The sequence below is a fragment of the Tritonibacter sp. AK171 genome (assembly GCF_030127025.1).
In the GTDB taxonomy this organism is placed as follows: Bacteria; Pseudomonadota; Alphaproteobacteria; order Rhodobacterales; family Rhodobacteraceae; genus Epibacterium; species Epibacterium mobile.
In genome coordinates this window covers 2,179,039-2,205,366 of record NZ_CP126134.1, presented here as the reverse complement: position 1 = coordinate 2,205,366, position 26,328 = coordinate 2,179,039, and the positions used below count along the sequence as shown (strand labels likewise).

11 protein-coding genes are annotated in these 26,328 nt (G+C 58.8%); 7 read left to right on the top strand and 4 right to left on the bottom strand.

The annotated features are described in order from the left end of the window. Positions 1 to 287: 287 nt before the first annotated feature. The 7 genes from QNI81_RS10335 (at position 288) to QNI81_RS10305 (ending at position 21,197) form a co-directional block, all read left to right on the top strand. Positions 288 to 11,018 (top strand): hypothetical protein, encoded by a 10,731-nt coding sequence (locus tag QNI81_RS10335; RefSeq protein WP_283966450.1) that lies wholly within the window; start codon positions 288 to 290, stop codon positions 11,016 to 11,018. A 105-nt stretch (positions 11,019 to 11,123) separates the two neighbouring features. Continuing rightward, entirely contained in the window at positions 11,124 to 12,458 is a 1,335-nt protein-coding gene (tssK, locus tag QNI81_RS10330; protein ID WP_005638310.1) for a type VI secretion system baseplate subunit TssK, read from the top strand. Next, positions 12,458 to 14,017, top strand: coding sequence for a type IVB secretion system protein IcmH/DotU (gene icmH / locus QNI81_RS10325; protein WP_283966449.1), 1,560 nt, complete (start codon positions 12,458 to 12,460; stop codon positions 14,015 to 14,017). Before tssK ends, icmH begins: the two co-directional genes overlap by 1 nt. Before the next feature lies 1 nt (position 14,018). Then, on the top strand, positions 14,019 to 17,651 hold the full coding sequence (gene tssM, locus QNI81_RS10320) for a type VI secretion system membrane subunit TssM (protein WP_283966448.1): 3,633 nt from the start codon (positions 14,019 to 14,021) through the stop codon (positions 17,649 to 17,651). 5 nt (positions 17,652 to 17,656) lie between these two features. Next, the gene (gene tagF / locus QNI81_RS10315; RefSeq protein WP_283966447.1) at positions 17,657 to 18,322 is read left to right on the top strand and encodes a type VI secretion system-associated protein TagF; all 666 of its coding nucleotides are present in this window, start codon (positions 17,657 to 17,659) and stop codon (positions 18,320 to 18,322) included. Further along, positions 18,322 to 19,107 carry a PP2C family protein-serine/threonine phosphatase gene (locus QNI81_RS10310; protein WP_283966446.1) on the top strand — a complete coding sequence of 262 codons (786 nt, stop codon included), beginning with the start codon at positions 18,322 to 18,324 and terminating at the stop codon, positions 19,105 to 19,107. Before tagF ends, QNI81_RS10310 begins: the two co-directional genes overlap by 1 nt. After that, positions 19,104 to 21,197, top strand: a complete 2,094-nt coding sequence (locus QNI81_RS10305) for a serine/threonine-protein kinase (protein WP_283966445.1) — start codon at positions 19,104 to 19,106, stop codon at positions 21,195 to 21,197. The genes QNI81_RS10310 and QNI81_RS10305 overlap by 4 nt, the downstream gene beginning before the upstream one ends. A 62-nt stretch (positions 21,198 to 21,259) precedes the next feature. On the opposite strand, the gene QNI81_RS10300 is transcribed toward QNI81_RS10305, so the two are convergent. The 4 genes from QNI81_RS10300 to QNI81_RS10285 form a co-directional block, all read right to left on the bottom strand. Next, positions 21,260 to 23,029 (bottom strand): class I SAM-dependent methyltransferase, encoded by a 1,770-nt coding sequence (locus QNI81_RS10300; protein ID WP_283966444.1) that lies wholly within the window; start codon positions 23,027 to 23,029, stop codon positions 21,260 to 21,262. 6 nt (positions 23,030 to 23,035) lie between these two features. Next, a complete protein-coding gene (locus QNI81_RS10295; protein WP_283966443.1) occupies positions 23,036 to 24,502 on the bottom strand; it encodes a glycosyltransferase family 2 protein in 1,467 nt (488 codons plus the stop codon). Between the two features lie 194 nt (positions 24,503 to 24,696). Then, positions 24,697 to 25,248, bottom strand: a complete 552-nt coding sequence (locus QNI81_RS10290; RefSeq protein WP_283966442.1) for a histidine phosphatase family protein — start codon at positions 25,246 to 25,248, stop codon at positions 24,697 to 24,699. Continuing rightward, entirely contained in the window at positions 25,248 to 26,318 is a 1,071-nt protein-coding gene (locus QNI81_RS10285; protein ID WP_283966441.1) for an MBL fold metallo-hydrolase, read from the bottom strand. The genes QNI81_RS10290 and QNI81_RS10285 overlap by 1 nt, the downstream gene beginning before the upstream one ends. Between the last annotated feature and the right edge of the window lie 10 nt (positions 26,319 to 26,328).

The following is a 26,328-nucleotide window of genomic DNA, read 5'->3' as shown; positions in this document are numbered from 1 at the left end:
GCGCTCCGGCATCACGCGCACTGCTAGGTTGCTTGGTTTTGGAGGTCTGCGACCATAAGTTGCTGACGTGGGGTCAGTCATGATTATGAATATCAATATATAACAATGAACTAACGGTCTTTTTGCGGTTTGATGCGCGGCCCGCGATGGTGTCGCAAGGGTAAATAATTGGTTAAGTTTCACCGTTGTTTTATTGACATATCTCCTTAACTTGCTTTTTTGCTCGCTATTGGTGCGGCGCGAGCCGCCTTCTCGCCTTTGCATAGTTTCTAACGTCTGGTATTCTAATGCGCATTCTTCTGCTCGGAACCACCGCAATTTATGCTGGCCTCACGGCCCAACCTCTTGGATCTCAGACTTGGACCAATGATGACGGCACCGCTTTGTGGGGGGATGCCGGGAACTGGGACGGAGGTGACGTTCCCGATGACGCCAGCAGTGGCGTCGTCTTTGATGACCCGGGTGCGGATAGTGCAGTCGGCCTTACAGATACGGATAGCACTCAGGATACTTTCACCGTCAACTCGCTCGACATCCAGACCGGGACGCAGTTGTCGGGTGGCACCCTTGTACTCGATGGAGTGGATCCCACCGTAAACGTCGCAGCAACTGCAACAGGGTCAGCTTTTGCCTCTGATATGAGCCTGCGCCTGCGCGCCAACGCGGTCTTCACCATGTTGGCTGATTTCGTCTCCGAGGCGACAATTACTGCCGAAGGGGACCAGCTTTTAGAGGTGAATGCCGGAGCAGGCACCACGACGCGGCTTGCCGGGGCGCTTGAGGAAACAGGCGGCGCGCTTGGGGTGGAGGTGAGCGGCGGCGGGACTGTCGTGATGGAGGCCGAGAACACCTACACGGGTGCGACGGATGTGACGTCCGGCACGCTGTCGGTGACGGGGTCTGGAACCTTGGCATCGACGGACGTGAGTGTTGAGGAAAACGGCACGCTGACGACGGATGGCGGCGCGCTGGATTCTGGCACGGAATTGGGCAATGCCGGTACTGTGACGCTGGGTGGTTCGGAGACGATCTCGCGCTTGAACGGGGCGGGCACCACTGCGGTGACCTCGGGCACGCTGACGCTGACGTCGGGAGAGTCTGAAGTTGATGGTGCGATCTCCGGGGCCGGTGGTCTCACGGTGAATGATACGGGTCAGGCTGAGGATGCGGCTGTCACGCTGACGGCCGAGAACACCTACACGGGTGCGACGGATGTAACGTCTGGCGATCTGTCGGTAACGGGGTCTGGAACCTTGGCATCGACGGATGTGAGTGTTGAGGAAAACGGCACGCTGACGACGGATGGCGGCGCGCTGAATTCTGGCACGGAACTGGAGAATGCCGGTGAGGTCACGCTGGGTGGTTCGGAGACGATCTCGCGCTTGAACGGGGCGGGCACCACTGCGGTGACCTCGGGCACGCTGACGCTGACGTCGGGAGAGTCTGAAGTTGATGGTGCGATCTCCGGGGCCGGTGGTCTCACGGTGAATGATACGGGTCAGGCTGAGGAGGCGGCTGTCACGCTGACGGCCGAGAACACCTATACTGGTGCGACGGAAGTGACGTCCGGCACGCTGTCGGTGACGGGGAGTATCGCCTCCTCAGTAGTAACTGTCGGCGTCGATGGAAAACTGGATTTCGATAGTGCCACTCAGTCGACGATTGGCGCACTGGACAATGCTTCTGCTGCTGCAGACAAAGGCGTTAATCTAGCGGCAAACACACATGTGACCGTGAGTACGACCGCTGGTTCGGGCGAATTGAAGAACAGCGGGACGATTTCACTTGGAGACGGCGCCAGGCTTGAGGCTGAGACGATCGACAATGAAGACGGCGGAACGATTTCGCTGGGCGGCAATGCGACGCTAAGCGGGACAGGTAACACGCTGGACAACGGCGGTCTTATCACCGTTGGTGACGGTGGCACCGTGCAGGATGCGGGCGATATCACTAACGAGGCAACCGGGACGATTACCTTCACCGGTTCGGGCACGCTCAACGCCGATACAAACAATGATGGCGATGGTCTGACGAACTCCGGCACGATCTCGACCACTGCTGGTGGTAATGACACGCTGACGCTGGGTGATGGCGCAGATGATACCTTCACCAATGCGGCTGGCGGTACGTTTGCGATTGGTGACAGTGATATTGTGACTGGCACTGGCACAACCATGGTGAACAGCGGTGTGGCGGGTTCGAACGCGACGATCACGCTGGGCACCGGCTCCTCGCTGAGCGTTGCGGGTCTGACCAACGGCGCCCATGGGGAGATCACCAACGCAGGGACGATCTCCACCTCTGGCGGAGCGCTGGTGAACGAGGCCGATGCTGTGCTGACCAACACGGCCACCGGGACGATCCAGAACGGGGTCCAGAGCGCAGGCACCTTCTCGAACGTGGGTCAGGTGAATGGCGCGGTCGAGGTGACGGGCGGCGCGACCACCAACACAGGTGTGTTCGGCGGCACCACCTCCGTCTCCGGCGGCACGCTGAACAACGACGGCGGCACCCTGACCGGGGCGGTTGATATTACCGGCGGTGCGGTGACGAACTCCGGAACCTTTGCCGATACGACCACGGTGACGGATGGGTCTTTGAATAACGATGGCGGCACTTTGACGGGGGCTGTGACAGTCGGAGCGGATGGTGAACTCACCACCAGCGGCATTGTCACGGGCACGCTGATGAACGACGGGACCACCACTGTGACGGATGGAAGTGTTGCGGATCTGGACAACACTGGCAATGCCACCGTGAGTGGCGGTGTTGTTGCGGACCTCGACAACTCCGGCAGCGGCGATCTGACGATTGGCACAGACGGTACGGTCACCACGCTGAGCAATGCAGGCACCGCGAGCAATGCGGGTGAGGTTGGTACGCTCACCAACACGGGTGGAACATTTACGAATACGGGGAACGTTGCCGGTACCAGCTCTGTGACGGGCGGCACGTTGGACAACGACGGCGGTACGCTGACCGGAGAAGTGACGGTTGGGGCCAACGGCACGCTCATCACAAGTGGTGATGTGCAGGGCACGATCGCAAACGACGGCATAACCACTGTGACAGATGGAAGTGTTGCGGATCTGGAGAACGCGGGCAATGCTACCGTAAGTGGCGGTGTTGTTACGGATCTCGACAACTCCGGCAGCGGCGATCTGACGATTGGCACAGACGGCACGGTCACCACGCTGACCAATGCGGGCACCGCCAGCAATGCGGGCGAGGTTGGTACGCTCACCAACACGGGTGGAACATTCACGAATACCGGGACCGTTACCGGTAGCACCACCATCACCGACGGGACCGTCACAAACAACGGCGGCAGTTTTGGCGGCGATGTCACCATTGAGAGCGGCGCAAATGCCACGCTGTCTCTTGAGACCGACACAGCGATCAATGGCAATGTGGTCAATAACGGCACCATTGAAGCGAACGGCAGCAGCTCGATTTCTCTTGATGTGACGGGCGGTCACAGCCTGACCAATACGGGCACCCTGAATGGGGGCACGCATGGCATGGATATCACGGCGGATGAGATCTATCTGAGCGAGACCTCGATTGTCGGCACCGGTGTGAATCTCATTGGTGATACGACAAATGAAGGCGTGTTGACTCTAGATACCGATCTCGTCGGTGATCTGACCACGGTTGACGGGTCCCAGTCGGATATCGTGGGGGACGTTGCGGGCAACGGCAATGACGTGAATGTCGAAGGGGGTTCTCTCGGGGTTGCGGATGGGGTTGCCTTTACGGGCGTAGGTGCCCTGACCAACGAGAGTGACATCACCGTTGGAACGGGTGCCACGCTTGAAGCTGAGACGATTGACAACGAAGACGGCGGATCGATTTCGCTGGGCGGCAATGCGACGCTAAGCGGGACGGGTAACACGCTGGACAACGGCGGTCTTATCACCGTTGGTGACGGTGGCACCGTGCAGGATGCGGGCGATATCACTAACGAGGCAACCGGGACGATTACCTTCACCGGTTCGGGCACGCTCAACGCCGATACAAACAATGATGGCGATGGTCTGACGAACTCCGGCACGATCTCGACCACTGCTGGTGGTAATGACACGCTGACGCTGGGTGATGGCGCAGATGATACCTTCACCAATGCGGCTGGCGGTACGTTTGCGATTGGTGACAGTGATATTGTGACTGGCACTGGCACAACCATGGTGAACAGCGGTGTGGCGGGTTCGAACGCGACGATCACGCTGGGCACCGGCTCCTCGCTGAGCGTTGCGGGTCTGACCAACGGCGCCCATGGGGAGATCACCAACGCAGGGACGATCTCCACCTCTGGCGGAGCGCTGGTGAACGAGGCCGATGCTGTGCTGACCAACACGGCCACCGGGACGATCCAGAACGGGGTCCAGAGCGCAGGCACCTTCTCGAACGTGGGTCAGGTGAATGGCGCGGTCGAGGTGACGGGCGGCGCGACCACCAACACAGGTGTGTTCGGCGGCACCACCTCCGTCTCCGGCGGCACGCTGAACAACGACGGCGGCACCCTGACCGGGGCGGTTGATATTACCGGCGGTGCGGTGACGAACTCCGGAACCTTTGCCGATACGACCACGGTGACGGATGGGTCTTTGAATAACGATGGCGGCACTTTGACGGGGGCTGTGACAGTCGGAGCGGATGGTGAACTCACCACCAGCGGCATTGTCACGGGCACGCTGATGAACGACGGGACCACCACTGTGACGGATGGAAGTGTTGCGGATCTGGACAACACTGGCAATGCCACCGTGAGTGGCGGTGTTGTTGCGGACCTCGACAACTCCGGCAGCGGCGATCTGACGATTGGCACAGACGGTACGGTCACCACGCTGAGCAATGCAGGCACCGCGAGCAATGCGGGTGAGGTTGGTACGCTCACCAACACGGGTGGAACATTTACGAATACGGGGAACGTTGCCGGTACCAGCTCTGTGACGGGCGGCACGTTGGACAACGACGGCGGTACGCTGACCGGAGAAGTGACGGTTGGGGCCAACGGCACGCTCATCACAAGTGGTGATGTGCAGGGCACGATCGCAAACGACGGCATAACCACTGTGACAGATGGAAGTGTTGCGGATCTGGAGAACGCGGGCAATGCTACCGTAAGTGGCGGTGTTGTTACGGATCTCGACAACTCCGGCAGCGGCGATCTGACGATTGGCACAGACGGCACGGTCACCACGCTGACCAATGCGGGCACCGCCAGCAATGCGGGCGAGGTTGGTACGCTCACCAACACGGGTGGAACATTCACGAATACCGGGACCGTTACCGGTAGCACCACCATCACCGACGGGACCGTCACAAACAACGGCGGCAGTTTTGGCGGCGATGTCACCATTGAGAGCGGCGCAAATGCCACGCTGTCTCTTGAGACCGACACAGCGATCAATGGCAATGTGGTCAATAACGGCACCATTGAAGCGAACGGCAGCAGCTCGATTTCTCTTGATGTGACGGGCGGTCACAGCCTGACCAATACGGGCACCCTGAATGGGGGCACGCATGGCATGGATATCACGGCGGATGAGATCTATCTGAGCGAGACCTCGATTGTCGGCACCGGTGTGAATCTCATTGGTGATACGACAAATGAAGGCGTGTTGACTCTAGATACCGATCTCGTCGGTGATCTGACCACGGTTGACGGGTCCCAGTCGGATATCGTGGGGGACGTTGCGGGCAACGGCAATGACGTGAATGTCGAAGGGGGTTCTCTCGGGGTTGCGGATGGGGTTGCCTTTACGGGCGTAGGTGCCCTGACCAACGAGAGTGACATCACCGTTGGAACGGGTGCCACGCTTGAAGCTGAGACGATTGACAACGAAGACGGCGGATCGATTTCGCTGGGCGGCAATGCGACGCTAAGCGGGACGGGTAACACGCTGGACAACGGCGGTCTTATCACCGTTGGTGACGGTGGCACCGTGCAGGATGCGGGCGATATCACTAACGAGGCAACCGGGACGATTACCTTCACCGGTTCGGGCACGCTCAACGCCGATACAAACAATGATGGCGATGGTCTGACGAACTCCGGCACGATCTCGACCACTGCTGGTGGTAATGACACGCTGACGCTGGGTGATGGCACAGATGATACCTTCACCAATGCGGCTGGCGGCCTGCTTGCGATTGGTGACAGTGATACTGTGACTGGCTCTGGCACAACCATGGTGAACAGCGGTGCGGCGGGGTCGAACGCAACGATCACGCTGGGCACCGGCTCATCGCTGAGCGTCGCGAGTTTGACCAACGGCGCCCATGGGGAGATCACCAACGCAGGGACGATCTCCACCTCTGGCGGAGCGCTGGTGAACGAGGCCGATGCTGTGCTGACCAACACGGCCACCGGGACGATCCAGAACGGGGTCCAGAGCGCAGGCACCTTCTCGAACGTGGGTCAGGTGAATGGCGCGGTCGAGGTGACGGGCGGCGAGACCACCAATACAGGCGTATTCGGCGGCACCACCTCCGTCTCCGGGGGCGCACTGAACAACGACGGCGGTACCCTGACCGGGGCGGTTGATATTTCCGGCGGTGCGGTGACGAACTCCGGAACCTTTGCCGATACGACAACGGTGACGGATGGGTCTTTGAACAACGATGGCGGCACTTTGACGGGGGTTGTGACAGTCGGAGCGGATGGTGAACTCACCACCAGCGGCATTGTCACGGGCACGCTGACGAACGCAGGGACCACCACTGTGACGGGTGGAAGTGTTGCTGACCTCGATAACACGGGCAATGCCACCGTGAGTGGCGGTGTTGTTACGGATCTCGACAACTCCGGCAGCGGCGATCTGACGATTGGCACAGACGGCACGGTCACCACGCTGACCAATGCGGGCACCGCCAGCAATGCGGGCGAGGTTGGTACGCTCACCAACACGGGTGGAACATTTACGAATACGGGGAACGTTGCCGGTACCAGCTCTGTGACGGGCGGCACGTTGGACAACGACGGCGGTACCCTGACCGGAGAAGTGACGGTTGGGACCAACGGCACGCTCACCACAAGTGGCACTGTCGGGGATGTCATCAACGCCGGTACCACAAACGTAACTGGCGGCACCGTTGCCTCGGTAGCTGGCTCGGGTACAGCGAATGTGTCCGGTGGTACCGTTGCGGTACTGACAAGCAATAGCGGTACGGTCAATGTGTCTGGCGGCACGGTCAACGATTTGAATGGTAACGGCAGCAGCGTGATTACCATTTCTGGCGGTACCGTAGATGATCTGGCCGGTGCGGGCACGTTTAACGTGCAATCTGGTGGCACCGTAACGGAAATGACCGTCAACAATGGCTCTGCAACAAATGCGGGAACTGTTGGGTCGGTTGGGGTGAACGGGAATGGCACGCTTGCCAACTCCGTCGGCGGTCAGGTCACGGGAACTGTCAGTCTTACCGGTACATCATCGCTGACCAATAGCGGAACCATTGGTGGGGCGATTACAACCAGCGGCACCACCAATATTACCAATGCCGCCACCGGCGTGATGCAGGGCACCGTAGATGTGGGTGCCGACGCTAGCCTCACGACAAGCGGCACAATGTCAGGGACCGTTTCCAACGCGGGCACCACCACGGTAGAGGGCGGCACGGTTGCCGATCTGGACAACAGCGGTACGGTGACGGTGAACGATGGCGTGGTTGCTGATCTCGATAACAGCGCGGCAGGGCAGCTCACGATTGGCGCAGATGGTGAGGTTACAGTTCTTGCCAATGCGGGAACGGCGAGCAATGCGGGCGAGGTGGGTACGCTGATCAATAGCGATGGTACCTTCACCAACACGGGCACGGTCACGGGCACCAGCACAGTCACCGATGGAGATCTGGTGAACAGCGGTACGCTAGGGGGCAATGTCTCCGTTGCTGCGGGCGCTGAATTGTCGACCAGTGGCACCATCAATGGAACAGTGTCCAACAGCGGCGTGACCACTGTAACCAGCGGGACGGTGGCTGGGCTGGACAACAGTGGCACCGCGACTGTCACGGGGGGCAGCGTTTCTGACTTCGACAATAGCGGTACCGCGACAATAAGTGATGGTGTGGTCGCGGATCTTGACAATGGCGGTTCTGGTCAGCTGACAATTGAGGCCGATGGCGAAGTCACAGTATTGGCGAACGCTGGTACTGCGAGCAATGCGGGCGAAATCGGGACGCTCACCAATACCGATGGGACACTCACCAACACCGGAACCGTGACGGGGGTAAGTACCGTCAGTGGCGGTACCGTTGAGAATAGCGGCACACTGACTGGAAATGTCGACGTTGCCGCTGCCGGGACATTGAACACCAATGGTACGGTTGGTGGCACGATTGACAACGATGGCACGGTGACCGTCGGCGGTGGCACTGTTGCGGGGTTGAATAACACAAACACGGCAACTGTGAATGATGGGGTCGTGGCAGCGCTGACCAACAGCGGCACGGGCCAATTGGTGATCGATACCAATGGTAGCGTCACAACGCTGAACAATTCAGCCACTGCCAGCAACGCGGGCACGGTTGGTGCGTTGACCAATAGCGATGGTACCTTCACCAACACGGGATCGGTCACTGGTGATGCAATCATCAGCGGTGGATCTGTCACCAACAGCAATACAATTGCAGGGGCCACGGTGCTGAGCGGAGGTAGTCTGGACAACTCCGGCACGCTTGGTGGTGCGGTCACCAACAGTGCCACGCTGGTATCGACCGGAACGATCAATGGCGATCTGACCAATCAGGGCAATGCCACAGCAAGCCTGAGCGGCACAGTGAGTGGTGCGATCACCACCCAAGACAGCGCCAGCGTCACGGTTAATGGTGATTTGGACAGCGTGACCTCGATCACCCATGGTGGCAGCGGAACATTTGCGATCAACTCCGGTACAACGACGCTTGCGGGTGCGGGCACAGTTACAAACTCCGGCAGCTTCACGCTGACCTCTGCGACCTTGGGTGCAACCGGGGATGCGGTTTTTGCCAACACTGGTTTCGCGAACCTGAGCATCGGCGCAGGCGGCAATCTCGATATGGATCTGAACAACGACGGAACTGTTCAGATCGCAGATGGAGGCTCTGTCGGGGGGACGTTGCAAAACGGCTCTGGCGGTTCGGTCAATCTGGACGGCTCTGTTGGCGGCAATCTGTCAAACGCGGGTACCGTGGATCTGAGTGGCAGCGTGGCGGGAACCCTCGGCAATACTGGCATGCTCACGGTTGACGGCGCTTCGACCGTGACCGGGACGCTGACGAATGCGGGAAGCATGTTCGTCAATGATACGCTTGCACATGGCAACCTGACCAACTCCGCGAGCGGACCCGCGTGGTCTGATACGATGCTTGTAACGGATGCCGTGCTGCGGGTCTCTGGCAGTGGTGCCCTTACATCGGGGACCCTGACCAACAGCTCTTCGATTGGTTTGAGTGACGGGGCGACCATCACCTCTGCGGTCATCAACAGCGGGACGATTATCGCCGACGGGAGTGTAACGGGGGCGGGTGACTTCACCCATCAAACGGGCGCAATTCTCGATCTGGGTGATGACGCCGGGGACGATGTGTTTGTGATCGCTGGCGATGCGGTGCTGAATGGGACGATCGAACTCGACATCACCCTCGAAGGCGAGGAACTGGTCGGCGACCAAATCCAGGTGGCAGGTGCGGTATCCGGTAACGCGACCTTCAACTTCAATTTGACGGATGCAGATGCGGTCGATCTTTTGGGCACCGTGAACGTGCTGAGCTACGGCTCAGGCCAGTTGGACAGCTATTCCGTGAACGGCCTGCCCAATTCTGGGGCTGCGGTCTTTGCGTTGGTCAACAATACTGACGCTGATGCCTATCAGTTGCAAAGTGGTGCCAACCCGGCGGTTGGCGGTCTCGCCACGGGGCTGGCGTTGACGCAATCGTTGATCGGCAGCGTTGTGAACCGCCCGACAAGCCCGTTTGTAACAGGGCTTGCGGTGCCGGGGGATGAGCCTTGCGGATTTGGCACATGGAGCCGGGCGACCGGTGGTCGCGCGACAGCATCCGGTTCGTCAGAAACGGCGCTTGGGACTTACAACAGTGAACTGACCGCGAATTATCACGGGATGCAGATCGGTGCGGATTACTCTTGCTTTGGCGGGGCGTTCAACGGTTGGGATCTGAGCTTTGGTGGTGTTGCTGGTTATAACGGCGGTACCACGACGCAGCCGGTCTATTTCTTTGACGCAAATACCGGACAGGTGAACACCGACGTGCTGACCAGCACCAACCGGACCAGCTTCTCGCAAAGCTATGGCAGCGCCTACATCGCGGCCTCGCGCAGCTTTGCCAACAGCGGCCGAGTGCTCTTTGCCGATGTTCAGGTCCGGGGTGACAAGACCGCGTTTGATCTCGACAATAGTGTGAATGCAGCGGCCTTGGATGCTGTGCGGACGCTGACCGGCGATGCGACGCTCACTGCCGAAGACCTGAGCTTTGGCGTGAAAGATCAATCTTACGACAGCAAGGGCGTCACCATCGGGGCCTCTGCGGGTCTGTCTATCCCTCTGAATGAGGCAAAAGATCTGCGTCTGGTGCCTACACTGGGCTTCTCTTTGGCAAATATTGAGACAGATACGCTCTATTTTTCCAATGGTGAGCTGGAGATCGAAGATATCGAGAGCCGCGTGGGCTTTGCCGGGCTGACACTTGCGAAAACAAAGATCGCACCCTCCGGAACGGCGGCCTTCAACTACTTTGCCACGGCCACGGTCTATCACGACTTTGGGTCGCCTGCGGTGTCGAACTTCTACCTCTATGAGTCCGGCACCACAGACCGCAGCGGTGATGTGTTGAGCAGCTCCAGCAGCAATCTGGGCACGTACGGCGAACTTAGTCTTGGGATGAACTTCACCAAAATTTTGCAGCCGGGGAGCGCGATGCCGGGGCGTCAGCTGGACACGTCCGTCCGACTGGACAGCCGCTTTAGTGACAAGCTTGATAGTTGGGGGCTGACGGCGCAGTTCCGTATTCAGTTCTAGAATATTCCACTGGGACGTGTTGACCGCAGGGAGGGAGGCCTTAAAGGTTGTTTCGTTTCCGCACGGGACTAGGGTCCTTGTTAAACAGAAGCGATTGAACAGCACATGTCGAATTTCAGTAAAGTCGCGTGGAAAGAGGGGCTCTTCCTTCAACCACATCATCTACAGCAAGCAGACCGCTATCTGGAACACCAGTTGCGGGAACGCACGGCGACCATCACGCCCTATCCTTGGGGCGTGAGCGAATTACGGTTTGATCGGGATTTGGCGCAGCAGGGAAAGATCGGTCTGCGCGCAGTGGCCGGGATCATGCCCGATGGGATCGCCTTTGACGCGCCCGGTTCGGTGCCGTTACCGGTTCCGGTATCGGTGCCCGAAGATGAAGCGCAGGGGCTGGACGTGTGGCTGACTTTGCCAGATGCAAGCGTCAGTGGGCAGGATGTGTCGCCCGCTGCTGCCGATGCGGCAACACGCTACGTTTTGGATGCGGAGACGGTGGTTAACAACGCCTCCAACAGCCGTTCAGAGCATCTGGTGGAAATTGCGCAACCCCGGCTGGAACTGGTGCTGCGCAAAACGCCGCGCCCCGGATATCAGAACATCCGCCTTGGCCGTATCATCGAGATGCGCGATGGCATCGTGACGCTGGATGATACCGTTCCACCCGTTGGGTTGGTGACGCGCGTGCATCCGGCCTATGAGGGGTATCTCAGCCGTGTGATTGGCTGGATCGAAGCAAAACTGGACACGCTTGCCCGGTTTGCTGCTGATCCGACCTCTGGCGGTGGTATGCAGGCGACGGACTACCTGATGCTGATGGTGTTGAACCGGGAATTGCCGGTGCTGAGGCATATGCAGGGGCTCGCCAATCTGCATCCAGAGCGGCTCTATGAGAAACTTCTGGCACTGGCTGGCGAGCTTTCGACCTTTGATCATGGGGCGCGCAAGGCACCGGATTATGCGCGCTACGACCATCAGGCCAGCCGCAGCGGCTTCACTGCGCTTGTGCAGGATATCCAGCAATTGCTGGCCCGTGACGTGGGTCGGGCGGTGCGCCTGCCGCTCAACGAGGTGCGTGCGAATTCTTATGCGGCGCTGGTCAACGACCGCAGCCTGTTTGCCAAGGCTACATTTGTGATTGAGGTCTCGTCCGGGCTGCCGCTGACACAGGTACAGCAGGAATTCCCGCGCTTGTGCAAGGTGGGACCATCGACGGCGATGAAACAGATCGTCAGCAACAACTTGCCGGGGATTGGATTGGTGCATCTGCCCAACCCACCGCGTCAGATCCGTGTGGTGTCGACCAGTGTCTACTTCCTGTTGGATAAATCCTCAGATCTGTGGCGCGAGTTCTCCACCGCACCGGCCATCGGCATGCATTTTGCGGGCAATTGGCCTGATATGAAACTGGAATGCTGGGCAGTGCCAGAGGGGGCGTAATGTCGGACGACGACGACAAGACGGTATTTGGTCAGCCGATCTCACCTGTGTCTCCGCCGCGATCTGCGCCGGAAAAAACCGTATTCGGGCAACCCAAACCTCCGCCAGCGCCGGGCGGGGGCTATGCCCCTCCGTCACCGGATGACACGTGGCATCGTGGGCCGCTTGCGCCGCAACCCCAGCCTGCGCCAATGCCTGCGGCGCAACCGCCGCGCCCGGCACCACAGCAGCCCTATTACACGCCGGGCACCGGGCAGGCAGCAGCCGGGAACGGGATTTTCCCCGAAATCGGACAAGCACCGCAGCACCAGCACGCCCAACAACAGCCTCGGATCTCACTTGCCGATGCGTTGAACGCCAAGGGTAGCGGTGCCGGCAAGTCGTCTAACCCCCTGATCGCGGCATCTGCGGATCTCTTGGTGTTGCTGGGACGTTTGCGGACCGGATTGGTCGAAATGCAGGCGGGCCCACTGATTGACCACGTCACCCGCGAGATCGACGGGTTTGAACGCCGTGCACAGGCCGAGGGGCTGCCGTCGCAGGATGTGCTTGATGCGAAATATGCGCTGTCGGCAACCGCAGATGACATCGTGCAGAACCTGCCCGGTGCCAATCGCGGCATGTGGCAGGAATACTCGATGGCGGCGCGGTTCTTCGGTGATCGCTCGTCTGGCGTGGGGTTCTTCCAGAAAATGGATGAGGCCATGCGCGCGCCCGGCCAACGGTTCCATCTGTTGGAACTGATGCTCACCTGTCTGTCGCTTGGGTTTGAGGGACAATACAGAGCGATGCCCAACGGCGCGGTGGAAAGCGCCCGCATTCGTAACGCAATTTACGAAACCCTGCGCCGTGTGCAGCCTCGTCCCGATGATGATATTTCGCCGCGTTGGAGCGCGGTTCCCATGGGCGGGCGTCGCAATCAAGGGAAACTGCCGCTTTGGATCGCGTTGAGCCTGTCGGCGGTGGTGGTGACCGGGCTTTTTGCAACGCTGTCGACCGTGCTGACCCAACAAAGTGCTGAGGTACGGGACGGCATCCTGGCGCTGCACCGTGGTCAGCCAAGTATTGCAATCGAACGCACGCAACCCGTTGTGCGCCCCTATGAAGCACCACCGAGCACGCAGATGGAACGTCTGTCCACAGCGCTGGAGAGTGAGCTGGAAACCGGTCAGATTGAACTTGATCGGACCAACGATTGGGTGCTGATCCGGGTGAGCGAGGCGCTGCGGTTCCGCTCGGGCTCCGAAGATCTGACCAGCGATATCGACTCTTTGATCGCATCGGCTGCCAAGGCGCTCAATGCAGAGCAAGGGCCGATCCGTGTCGTGGGTCACACCGACAGTGTGCCGATGTCTGGTCGAGGGCGGTTCAAATCAAACGAGCAGCTTTCAAAGGCGCGCGCACAGACCGTTGCTGACCTTTTGGCGGCGCAGCTTGAGACCCCTGATCGCATTACGGTCGAGGGCAAAGGCCCGGTTGATCCGATCGCAGACAATGGCACCCGTGAAGGCCGCGCCCGCAATCGGCGCGTCGAAATTCTGATCCCGAGAGAGAACTGATATGCGCTGGTTCTTTAACCTCTTTAGCCAGATGTTTCGCTGGATGAAAAAGCCTTGGGCGCGGGTGGCATTTGCCATCCTTGGCGTGCTGGCATTGATCGCCGCGATCTGGTTTGGCTTTCCGATGACGGGCTTTGCGCTGACCGCATCGATCTGGTTCCGCGCCATGGTTATTGGCATCTTCCTTGCGATTCTTGCGCTGGTTTATGGCATCCGCTGGCGCCGCCGTCGCCGCCGCGCGCAGGAACTCGAAGACAGCTTGTTGCACGAACCCGTGGGGGATGCCTCCGTCCTGACGGAACGTATGCAAGAGGCGATGGCAAAGCTGAAAAAAGCGGGCGGTAAGAACTATCTCTACGATCTGCCATGGTATGTGATCATCGGTCCTCCGGCAGCCGGGAAAACCACGGCGCTGACCAATGCCGGGATCGAGTTTCCCGGCCAAGAGGCACTCCCGGACAAGGCGCAGGGTTTTGGCGGGACGCGCAATTGCGATTTCTGGTTTGCCGAAGATGCGGTGCTGATTGATACCGCCGGTCGCTATACGATGCACGACAGTGACGCCGCAGCGGACAAGGCCAGCTGGGATGCGTTCCTTGGTTTGTTGAAAAAGGGCCGCCCGGATCAGCCGGTCAATGGCGTGATCCTTGCGTTTTCAATCGAAGACATGATGTCGGGCTCCAGCGAGACAATCGCGGCGCATGCGGCAACGGTGCGGGCGCGTCTGGCGGAAATCCACGAGGTGCTGCGCATCGACTTCCCGGTCTATGTGCTGTTCACCAAAGCGGATCTGGTTGCAGGTTTCCGCGAGTATTTCTCCAGTTTCAGCCTGAGCAGACGCAAAGCAGCTTGGGGTGTGACCTTTCAGACCAAGGACCGCCAGCTTGATACCTACAAACAAGCGGGCACGGAATTCGATCTGCTCCTGAGCCGTCTCTCTGATGAGGTCATCGACCGCATGAATGAAGAGCCGGACGGTGCCAGCCGTATCGCGATCTTTGGCCTGCCCGGTCAGATGGGCATGCTGCGCGACAATATCTGCGAATTCCTGCGGGTGGTGTTCGAACCAACCCGCTACAAGACCAATGCCATCCTGCGCGGGTTCTATTTCACCTCTGGCACACAAGAGGGCACGCCCGTCGATCAGGTGCTGGGCGAAATGTCCCGCAACAGTGACAGCAGCGACATGTTCCAGCCCGCCTTTATGTCGGGTAAGGGCAAATCCTATTTCCTGCATGACCTCATCAAAAAGGTGATTTTTGAGGAACGTGATTGGGTGGGATATGATCGCATCGCGATGCGTCGCACCGCTGTTTTGCGCAGTGCTGCGTTGATCTCCATTGTGCTTGCCACGCTCGGCACCGTCGGGGCTTTCGGCTATAGCTACTGGCAAAACGCGACCCTGACCCGTAGTGCGGAAAAGGATGCGGTGGCGTTCTTTGATGCGGCTCGCAACGAGCTGTCCCGTTCAGTGATCGATGACAGTGATCCCTCTGTGGTGATGCCATATCTGCAGGATTTGCGAGATATGACCACCGGTTACGGAGACACGCGCGCGCCCAGTTTCTGGGAAGGAATGGGACTTTCGCGGTATCAGGAATTGTCTGGTGCGACAGAGCGGGCATACTCTGACGGGCTGGAGCGTATGTTGCGCCCGCGCCTGATCCTACACATGGAAAACGCTATTCCGCAGCTCATCGCGGATGAGGAAACGGCGGAAGTCTACCGTGCGCTCAAGGTTTATTTGCTGCTTGGCGGTGAAGGGCAGGGCGACGCAGAAGCCAATGATGCGGCTGTGGTGAACTACTTTGAAACGCTGTGGCGCGCGCAGTTCAATTCCACCGGGCAGTATGATGAGCGCGAGCAGTTGAAGGCGCACCTTACCGCTATGTTGGCGCTGGATGGGGATCGCAGGCCCGAAATTGGGATTGACCCGGAAATCCTGCGTAAAGCCCGAGAATCTATCGTGAATTTGCCGCTTGCCGACCAGGCTTATGCCTCGATCAAGGAACGCGTGGCGACCTCCGGTATCGCCGACTTCAACTTGGTGGAGCGCCTGCAAGGAAATGTGCAACAGGTTCTGGACACCACCGATGGCGCGCCGCTGAATATGGTTGGGGTGCCTGCGCTTTATACCTTTGAGGGGTATTGGGGCTATTTCCTGGAAGAGTTGACCTCTGCGCGCAGCCGCTTGCGCGAAGATCAGTGGGTGTTGGGCGAGGCTGCAACGCGGGTCGGCTATGACACCCAGCTTGCGGGTCTTGAGGGTGAGCTGCACCGGATGTACCGGCTGGAATTCACGGCAGCATGGAAAGAAATGTTGGCGCGGATCGGCCTGAAGAGCATGTCCGAAGATGCACCGCAATATGCGGCCCTTGCCGCGGCGTCTTCGCCAGTGGGGTCACCGCTCCTCAACCTCGTGCAGGCGATCGAGAGCGAAACCCGTCTGGTGCGCCTCTATGAGCAACTCGACAACCTTGATCCAGCTGCGGTTGCTGCCTCTGGCGGCGATCTGAGCGCCAGCATGGGGGATGCGGTCTTTAGCCGGATCTATAGCCAGTCCGGCGTGTTCCAGCGGGTCGCAATGGACAGCTTCCGCAACAGCAGCAAGGTGCAGGCGCAGGCCGGGGCCGCTGGTCAGGCGGGCGCTGAGGATTTGCAACGCCGTCAAGTAGAGCGGATTTCTAACGATTTTGCCCAATGGCATAGCCTGCTTAAAGGTGAACCGGGGCAGCGTCCCATCGATATCGTCCTCGCGTCACTGGGGGATCTGCGTGAAAATCGCCGTCAGGCGGCGGTCGCGCCGACGCCCGCAGATGAGGTGATGTTGAACGAGACGCTTCTTGCGCTCACCATGAACAACACCGCCTTGCCCGCACCATTGGCTCGTCTGCTCAATGAGGCCGAAACGGAGTTCCGTTCTGAGGCGCAGGATGCATCGATGGCGCAGCTCAACCGGGCGCTCAACGATGATGTTAGCCAGTTCTGCCGTGATTTCATCGCTCCGCTGTTCCCGTTCGGGGGCGGCCGGCATGTGTCGCCTGCGGTGTTCGGCCAGTTCTTCGGTCCCGGTGGGCGCATGGATCGCTATTACAGCTCCTATCTGCAGCCACATGTGATCCGCACGCCGGATGGCTTGCGTCCCGCACCCGGTAGCGCCATTGGGCAACGACTGTCCCCGCAGACCTTGCGCCAATTTGACAATGCGCAGGCGATCCAACTGGCTTTCTTTGCCACGGGGGCGCCGGAACCCGAAGTGGGGATGTCTGTGATCCATACGGATTCATCGCCTTCGGTCGAGCTTGCCGTGTTGTCCGTGAACGGTGCCTCTGTGCGTACCCAGCCCGGCAGCAGCCCGGCCGCGCTCTCTTGGCCGGGGCAATCCTCTGGTGTCTCGGCCCAGCTGTTCCCTGAAAAACGCAATCGCGATTCCACCCTTAGTTTTGCGGATGGGCGTTGGGACATTGTGAACTTCCTGCGCCGTGGGCGCGCCAAGGTGACGGGCAATGTTGTGGACGTGCGTCACGAAATCGGCGGGCGTTCGATCAACTACCGGATTGAGTTTGACAGTACCACGGTGCCCTTCCTGATGCCGGAACTGACGAATTTTTCCTGCCCGATTTCGCTGGAGTAACGCCTATGACAGCCCAAATTGGACTATTGGGAAAACACCCGGGCTATGGGGACTTCCTGCGCGCCAATGTCGAGACATCTGTCATTGAGCATTTGGAGACGTGGTTAGAACAGGCTCTGGCAGAGATCCGCGACCAGCAAGGGCAGGCGTGGCCCGCGTTCTGGCAACAGGCGCAGGATCTGAGGTTCTGGATCGGGCGCGCGGTGCTTGGGCGCAGTTTGATGGGGGTGATGCGGTGCTCTCAGGATCGGGCCGGGCGACGCTACCCGTTGATTTTGATCGCTCAGGGCGCGGCGGTCGCAGCCCCGATCAAGGATGGCGACCAGTCTGCTTATGAGGCGCTTTCGGCGCATTTCTCGGCGATGCAGCCGGGGCAGGGTGGGTCTGCCTTGCTGGATGGGTTGCAATTGCAACTCCCTGAGGAGGATGAGGAAACCGCCCGCACCGGAGACACTCTTTGGGCGCATCAACCCAATGGTGATCTGGCGGCGCTGTTAGACGCTGCGGGCGAGGCGGATGCAGAACGCGCATTGCTCAACCGCAGTTACTGGTGGTCGCCTGCGACGGAAACAAAGGCCGCAGTCTGGCTTGGCTGTGCCGGTCTTCCATCTGCTGCGGCATTGCATTGGCTATTGGCCGGAGCACCTCTTGCGCGCGAAGGGGCCGAGTGATGACAAATGCGCTGCAGTTCGGGTTCGAGACAGGCCTTGCAACGGATGTTGGGTGTCGCCGCGAGATCAACGAAGATTCACTGCTCGCCCGTCCTGACCTTGGCTTGTGGGTCGTCGCGGATGGCATGGGCGGTCACGCTGCCGGTGATTTTGCAAGCCAGACCATCGTGCGATATCTCGACACGGTAGGCTGCGCTGTCTCACCAGAAGATCTGGTCGCGCGGACAATGGAGCGGCTGCATCGGGCCAATGATGTGATCCGGACGCGCAGTGCGGAGCTTGGTGGCAGCACCATTGGCGCAACTGTTGTGATCGTGCTGGCGCATGGACCGGCGTTTTCGTGTATCTGGGCGGGCGACAGTCGCGTGTATTTGCATCGCGCGGGGCAATTGGTGCAGCAAACGCGCGATCACACCGAAGTCAACGCATTGCTGGCGGCGGGAACCATCTCGGAAACAGAGGCCGAAAACTGGCCGCGCAAGAATGTGATCACCCGCGCTGTAGGGGTCGATGACACTGTGAAATGCGACCAGATTCAGGGGCAGCTGCAATCGGGAGATGTGTTGCTGTTATGCTCAGACGGCCTGACAGAACATATGAAAGACCACGAGATTGCACAGTGTCTTGCCGCTCTGCCGCCGCAACAGGCCTGTGATGAATTGATCCGCGAAACGCTCGCAAGAGGTGCGAAGGACAATGTCACCGTGGTTGCACTCCGCTGTACTCAGGCCCCAATTGGTGAGGTCGATGCGTTGGATGAAGATGTCCTGGATGACCTCGCATGAGTGATGCAGATAAGCCCGAAGACGACCTCGCGCCTGAGGTCCACGACGAGGATGACGAGCGAACGCGCCTGATCGCTGCGGATCCGTCTATCGAGGTAGCGCCTGCTGATCCTTCATCGCCTCCGGCACCGATGCCCTCGCCATCAGCTGTCCCAGAGGGGAGTGAGGCAACCGAGTTGCAACCGGTCCCCGCGCCGACGTCAACTGAGATCAAAGATCCGGCACAGATCACCCTGGCTCCGGGGACGGTCATCAACAATAACTACCGAATCCAAGCGGCGCTCAAGAGTGGCGGCATGGGGGAGGTCTATCGCGGCGTCGAGGTCGGGACCGAAGACCCCGTGGCGATCAAGGCGATCCGTCCGGATCTGATCCGGGATGCACAAGCGAGCGAGATGTTTCGCCGCGAGGCGCGTACCCTGCGTTTGCTGCACGACGATGCGATCGTGCGCTATTACAACTATGTTCATGATCGTGATCTGGACCGCTATTTTCTGGTGATGGAGTTCATCGACGGCATTCCGCTGTCCGATCACATACGCCAATACGGTGCGTTACCTGCTGCGGCAGGGCAGACGCTGATTGAGCGTATCGCCAACGGGCTTGCCAAGGCGCATGCCAAGGGGGTGGTGCACCGAGATCTTTCTCCCGACAACGTTATGCTCGCCAGCGGTATCATTAGCGAGGCGCGCCTGATCGATTTTGGCATCGCCAAGGCGCAAACCCTCTCGGAAGGGACCATCGCCGGGCAATTTGCCGGAAAATTCAAATATGTCGCGCCGGAACAGCTGGGCCACTTCGGGGGACAGATGGGGGCGGCGGTGGATGTCTACGGATTGGGTCTGCTTGCTGCGGCTGCGTTGCGGGGCAAGCCGCTGGATATGGGCAGCTCCATCGTTGAGGCCGTCGAAGCACGCCGCAAGATCCCTGATCTCAGTGATGTTCCGGCACAGTTTCGCCCGCTTTTGTCTCATATGCTGGAGCCAGACCCCACGCATCGCCCCGCCACCATGCGCGATGTGCTGAACTATCTGGAAAACCCCTCAGCAATTCCTGCGCATTATTTTCAAGATGGTTTCACTCCGCACAATATCGGACAGGCTGGCGCAATAACGGCGTCACATTTGTCGCTGCCACCGCAAGGGACTATGACCGGGCTACAGGTGCCAACACCTGCCCATACATCACATGTCTCTGCTTACCCTACGGCGCAGACCACTGCCCCGAACCCATTTCAGGAGGAGCCACCCAAACGCCGAAATGGGGTGTTGTGGGCGGGGTTGCTTTGTGTGGTGGCTGCCGGTGGCGGCTGGTACGCGTGGCAATCCGGGGCACTCAATGCAGGTGCAGAGCAACAAACTGCGGCGCAGGAGGAGAACACATCGGCTGCCTCCAATGGTGACCTCCCTTCGGTTGCGGGTGATACCAGAGAGGGGTTCTTGGCATTACTCGACACCGGCGCATGTAGTTTCAGCACACGGCTGTCTACAGGTCAGAATGCGGGTCGGATAGAAACATATTCGACCACCGATGGCGGTTTTGAAGGATTACCTGCGGCCTATGAAGAACGGTTTGGCGCACGGCCATCGGTGTTGCCTCGCGAGGTCAATTCTGAGCAATGCAGTGCGTTGGACTTTGTGCGCAGGTTGCAAGGGCGTTGGCCGCACCCGATTGGCCTGTCACTCTCGGCCGACGAGGTTGAAAGCGGCGCGGCTTTGCAGGCGCGGATAAACAGTCAGGTGGGGCGGCCTGTTTGGGTGGCACTCGTTGGTCCCAATGGAAATCTCTACAATCTGACACAGCGTCTCAGCAGTACCGGATCTGGGAGCTATACGCTGGACTTTGGGCTGACATTGGCGCAGGGAGCCGAGGCTGCACCGCAGTTGGTCCTTGCGGTGTCCAGCAGCACGCCTCTTACCCGTGCGGCCTTGTTGCGAGACGGCAGTTCGAGTGCGCGCGTCTTGCCAGAGGTTCTCGATGAAATCCGCAGTAAAAACCTCGAAGCCAGCGCGGCCCTTGCCTATGTGCGCCTCAACCCGGTTTCCGAAGCATCGCCGGAAGATACGGGTGAGGTTCCAGGTCAGGAATAGCAGGCACTGTGCTGCACCTGCTTCCTATTTGTCAGTTGGTGCCATGCTAAGGCGCGATGGATTTATGAGTGCTCACTCTTTGAGAACGTCGCGTCGATCCACTCCCTTGGGCCATCGTCAAGAGTGAGCGGTTCCAACCCACGGCCTCGAACCTCCAGATAGGTGGTCCGCTCGGCATTCTCTTCCAAGAGCTTTTGATAAAAATCTGAGAGCGGAGATTTTCGTTCCAATAGGTGGATTTCCCATTTGCACTGATGCTGAGAGACAAGCGTCTTCAGGCGGTCCGTAGCAGCATCACAGACAATGCACAGGGCCAAGTCCCTGACCTTAGGTTTCAAAGCGCTCAGTGCCGAGATGATGTTGTCGTCTTTTTCAAGAGACAGCACGATGATAGGCACGCGATCCTCAGAGGATGCAAGAGAGAGCGGTGGGATAGTCCTCAGGGCTCCTTTGTCAGTTTTGCCCGCAGTCCTGCGCTCGGTCTTGAGGGTTTGCAACCACGCCGCTGGTCTGGGGATCACATAGCGTGAGATATTATGCGTCTCCGCGTAGGTGGCAATCTGTGCATCTGCAGGGATGCCCGGATCGCACTCTGTAAGAGAGACTGGAACAGTTTTGGTGTGAAAGGCGCAGGCTGTTGTCGCAGGTATGTGTACGCGTCGGCGGCGGATCAGTTCTCGCTCCAATGCAAAGCTGCTGCTGGCGGGCTGCGACTGGGCATCCCCGGTCGCTTGCACCAAGAGTGTGCCTTCGACACAGACCATGCCCATGCCTTTGGTTTGCGCCAGTTCGGCAACCATGCGCGCGGTAAAATCAGTGGGGTAGATGATCTCGTCACTACATGTGACAAAGACCGCATCTTCAACCTGGCCCAAACCCCAAAAGCGCCCAATCTCACTGAAGTTCGCGGTTTCTTCGCTGATGGTATATTTGATTTTGTCAAACTTATTCAGAAAGCTTGGTGCCTCGGAATATCCTGCGAGGTAGATGAATAAACCGTCCACCTGCGGCAAAAGAGACATCACGCTTGCGCGCAATGCGGCTTCATTCCCCGGCGTTGTCGAAAGACCTGCATAAATTCCGGTGGTTTGCGGGAGGTTGCCTTTGACGCTCTCTAAAATTTGCTGAGTGTACGAACCTTGATCCGCACTTGCTTTCAACCCTTTTTCAAACAGGAAAACAGGTGCGTCGCCATATCTTCGGGTTTTGCGATACCCAAAAGGACGCAGCAGTGCCTCAATCTCGGCAAGCGCATCAAGTGATGCGGGCTCTACAGCAACCATTGGATGGCTGCGTTCCAGAACGGCGGTGGCACCACGCAATACGTCCGCTTCTGTTCCGCTTGGGGCGAGGCGGATCAAATCGACATGTTGATCAGACAGACATGTATCAAGGGTTGCACCATGTTCGCCAGTGCCCGACGCAGGTTCCGCGCCCAGTGAGATCTCGTGCGGTTCGACTTGGGTTGCCATGTCATTCAGCGCGATGTTTTGCTCGAGTGTGCAGAAGACCTGCGGGTCTGCTTCAAAACAGATGGTGCGCGCGTCTGTGATAAGAGAGAAAAACAGGCTGTAGTTGCCAATCCCGGCCCCCACATCCACGATGCAGGGGGACTCGGGCAAAAGTGCGGACAGCGCTGCGAGCATTTGCTGCTCATAAAATACGCCGTTCTCGCGAATGGTGCGTTGGATATGATCGGTTGTCGTGGGCAGGCTCAGCGCAATATCCACATTAAATGCGGTGAAGCGCTTTATCGACTTAGTGGCGGCGGTATTCACGCGGCCGCCTTTGGCATGTTTTGATATTGCTTGCGAAGAGGTCATAAGGCCCATTGGTCGTTACTCCTGATTTGCAGGAAAACACACAAGACCCGTCCCGCCGAGCGCGCCGGTGCAAAATTCCAGACCAACCGTGAGTTGCCCCAAGGTGGTCGCAATCTTTTGTGCTGTGGAAACTTCACCCGTCAGCGCACAGAAGTGGAAGGATCGCTCTGCGATGTGCTCAGAGACCGCGGGAAGCGCAATCGCTGTATAAGTTTCCTCATTCTCGGAAGCGCGTCCATCGACGAAGATCAAGGAAAGCGGTGAAAGCCCCTCCAGTTCGGTACATGCAGGGAAAGAACAGCTCTGCTGGTTCATTTCTACCTTGGCATGAGGGCCTGAGATCACCTTGGTTTGCTCTGCCAGCCCCAACAATGCAAGGCGTGCCCGCAAATGCGGCGCGTCCTCTTTCTCTTCGACGAGGCAGGTCAGGTGGATCTCTGGCGTGTCTTTCGCGAGTGCGGTCAAAATCAGCGCAGTATCCGGGGCGCCGATAAAAAGGCATTCGCCACTGGCTGATTGCAACAACTCGCTGATGGACCAAAGTTGCAGGGCAGAGAGATGATCTGCACCACAGATTGCTTGCGCGTTCAGTAGCGTGGGATGGCGCGCGATTAGCAGTTGCGCTGCTTTCTCGCTCCAGATGTCGGTTGAGAGCGGGGCGGCAGAATGCGTGGCTGTGGTGTCTGGCTGGTGCATGGAAACGGATTCCTCAACCTTGGCATTGGTGAAAAGGGGAAGGGGCGGTTTTGCAAAAACTTGGTTTGAGTTTTGCAGCTGGATCTTTGACGTGATCGCATTCACCTTTGGGGTGCTGTTGTGCAACGACAGGTGATTGCTGGACGTATACCGATAGGCCGGTGTGGGGATGAATTCGTAGTTGCGCGTCTGATCCAGAATAGGAAGCGCCAAGGCCACATCGCATGCGCCCTGAAACCAATTTCCTTCCTGATCTTTATAGTAGCTTTCGGGAATGTTTTTCAGCAAAGCGGCGCGGAAACTGAAAAAATGGCTGGTGCTCCATCTCTGCTTGCGCGGAGAGAGCTCCGGATCCAGCGCCGCATTCATGCCGCGATGCCCGCTATCCATAAAATAATTGGTCCAAACCACGTCTTTGCCGGCACCGTATCTTTGCGCCAGTTTGTCCAAGATGGTCATATCTGCAAGCTGGTCGTCGGCATCCAAAATCCCGATGAATTCGGCCTCACTCGCTCGCGGTCTCAAGTGTTTCCAGATGTTATGAGACTTCCCAATGCGCGTTTCATTGCGGATATACGCATGCCGACCTGGAAAGAGCTCTTTCAGGTAATGTTGCGCAATATCGCCTGTTTGGTCTTCCGATGCGTCGTCGACGTAGAGAATGAAGACATCATCCATAGTCTGGCGTGACACACTCCTGATGGCTTCTGCCGCGAACAATTCACAGTTTCGCGCGGGCATAAAAATCAGGCAGCTTGATTTGTCTGATAGGGTCGAATCTAGCACGGTTTCCTCCGCCGTTCCTTTGGGGGAAGGCTGAACGTCGGTTGGTATGGAATACCTTTTCGATGGCATCCATGATTGGGTCCGTTTGGATGCTAGAAGAGAAAAATTAACAAAATATCTCTCAAATTGATCTAAATAGCCTTAGAGACAGGTGCCGGGACTCCGAGCACGTAGAGCGAACACCTTGGGGGAATTTAATCAAGGGGTGTTTCTGCGTGGTCTCCGTCGCGATAGTCGAACAGGATTGGCCGTGCATTGCCGGGCCGTATCCCCACACCCTCTTGTTTTGCGAGCAAACGCGTTGCGCGTATGACGCCCGAGTGGCAGACGAGCACTGGAAGACTGTCGACGGCGATTGAGCAAACTTCGGTGATTGCGGCATGGACGCGTAGCACCATGTCTCGCCAGCCTTCTCCGTCCTCGGGGGTGCGATCCCGTGGTGGAAGCTCGGAAAGCTGCTGGCCTTCGAATATGCCCCAATCCCGTTCATGCAGACCGGAAATGACCGTAGGCTTTGAAATTGGGAAACCAAGATGCGCTGTTTCGCACGCGCGCTCCATTGGGCTGCAAAAAACCATGATAGGCTCTGGCCAATGGATCTGAGCTAACGCGCGCGCTTGGTTGCGCCCCTGTTCTGTCAGCGCGACGTTGAGCCGCCCTGCGATGATGGCGTCACGGTTGGCGGTGGTTTCACCATGTCTAATTAAACATAGGCTGCGCGGGGGCAGGGGCGGGAGGTTCTTCATTATAGGTCCAACGTGTCATGCATAAAAACCTGTGCACCAAACCCTGCTTCCACCAAATAGTCCTCTGGCATCGTGCAGAATGCAGGTGCAAATCGCTTTGCACCAAGGCGGTGTACCATAGCGATTTGATCTGAAAGGGGGGGGTGGACATTCCAGCGGCGGAAGTATCCGCCTTCAACGGCCTCAATTCCGCGTGCGTGAGCCGTCATATGGCCTGTGAAAATCACATGTGCATCACGTCCCAAGCGACCGCTCTCACGCCAGGCACGGACATATGCCCAGGCGGCTCCGCCATCTGCGTTGGGGGTATCACATATCAGAAAACGCGCTTCATCCAGAGGGCCTCGGTCCAGCAGCGGCGCGATTTCATCTGCGCTGGGCGCAACACCGCCCGAGGTCAATGCGGCGCGTAGGGTGTGGCAACATTCCGGGTCAAGCAGAACAGCTGTGGGTCCAAAGCGGCGCATGAGGTGCAGAGCAAGCTCACCCGCGCGGCCCGAGGGAGGCACAGGGAATAAGATCTGACCGGGCAGAGCGTCGATCAGCGCATCAAGATCCTCGAGACGGCGGGACTGCGGCACGTCGCTGAGATGATATGAGCAGTCGATGATGGCGGTGGCAGCTTGCGGCGGTGCGTCAAAAGCGAACCAATCGCTTTCTTCCGACCAATCGCCGGAGTAGAACAGGCCCTCCCCAAGGTCAAAGTGGAACCAGACGCCGCCAAGCGCGTGGCCGTTGCGGCCAGTGGTCAGGCGGATGCCGTCGATCAGGGTTTCCCCGCGTTCTGGCAGTTCCCTTACCAGTGCGGAGGGGGGCAGGGCCTGTGATGTGCGGCGTGTGGCGTAGATCGGCAGGCCCGCCTCGACTGCGTAAGCCGCACCGCCGATGTGGTCGATATGGTCGTGGGTCACAAAGACCGCATCGACCCCGTCGAGCCACTTGGGGTCGAAATTGGCGTTGGCCTCCGGGCCGAAGCCACAATCCAGCAACCAGCGGTGACGCCCGGTATCGAGGCGCAAGGCGGCAGGGCCCTTGTCTCCGATGCCGGAGAGAACGGTAATGGTGCTCATGAGTTGGATC

Bases quoted from the DNA above. Each gene is read 5' to 3' on its own strand.
- QNI81_RS10335 (WP_283966450.1), top strand. From the start codon at position 288: ATGCGCATTCTTCTGCTCGGAACCACCGCAATTTATGCTGGCCTCACG.
- tssK (WP_005638310.1), top strand. From the start codon at position 11,124: ATGTCGAATTTCAGTAAAGTCGCGTGGAAAGAGGGGCTCTTCCTTCAA.
- icmH (WP_283966449.1), top strand. From the start codon at position 12,458: ATGTCGGACGACGACGACAAGACGGTATTTGGTCAGCCGATCTCACCT.
- tssM (WP_283966448.1), top strand. From the start codon at position 14,019: ATGCGCTGGTTCTTTAACCTCTTTAGCCAGATGTTTCGCTGGATGAAA.
- tagF (WP_283966447.1), top strand. From the start codon at position 17,657: ATGACAGCCCAAATTGGACTATTGGGAAAACACCCGGGCTATGGGGAC.
- QNI81_RS10310 (WP_283966446.1), top strand. From the start codon at position 18,322: ATGACAAATGCGCTGCAGTTCGGGTTCGAGACAGGCCTTGCAACGGAT.
- QNI81_RS10305 (WP_283966445.1), top strand. From the start codon at position 19,104: ATGAGTGATGCAGATAAGCCCGAAGACGACCTCGCGCCTGAGGTCCAC.
- QNI81_RS10300 (WP_283966444.1), bottom strand. From the start codon at position 23,029: ATGGGCCTTATGACCTCTTCGCAAGCAATATCAAAACATGCCAAAGGC.
- QNI81_RS10290 (WP_283966442.1), bottom strand. From the start codon at position 25,248: ATGAAGAACCTCCCGCCCCTGCCCCCGCGCAGCCTATGTTTAATTAGA.
- QNI81_RS10285 (WP_283966441.1), bottom strand. From the start codon at position 26,318: ATGAGCACCATTACCGTTCTCTCCGGCATCGGAGACAAGGGCCCTGCC.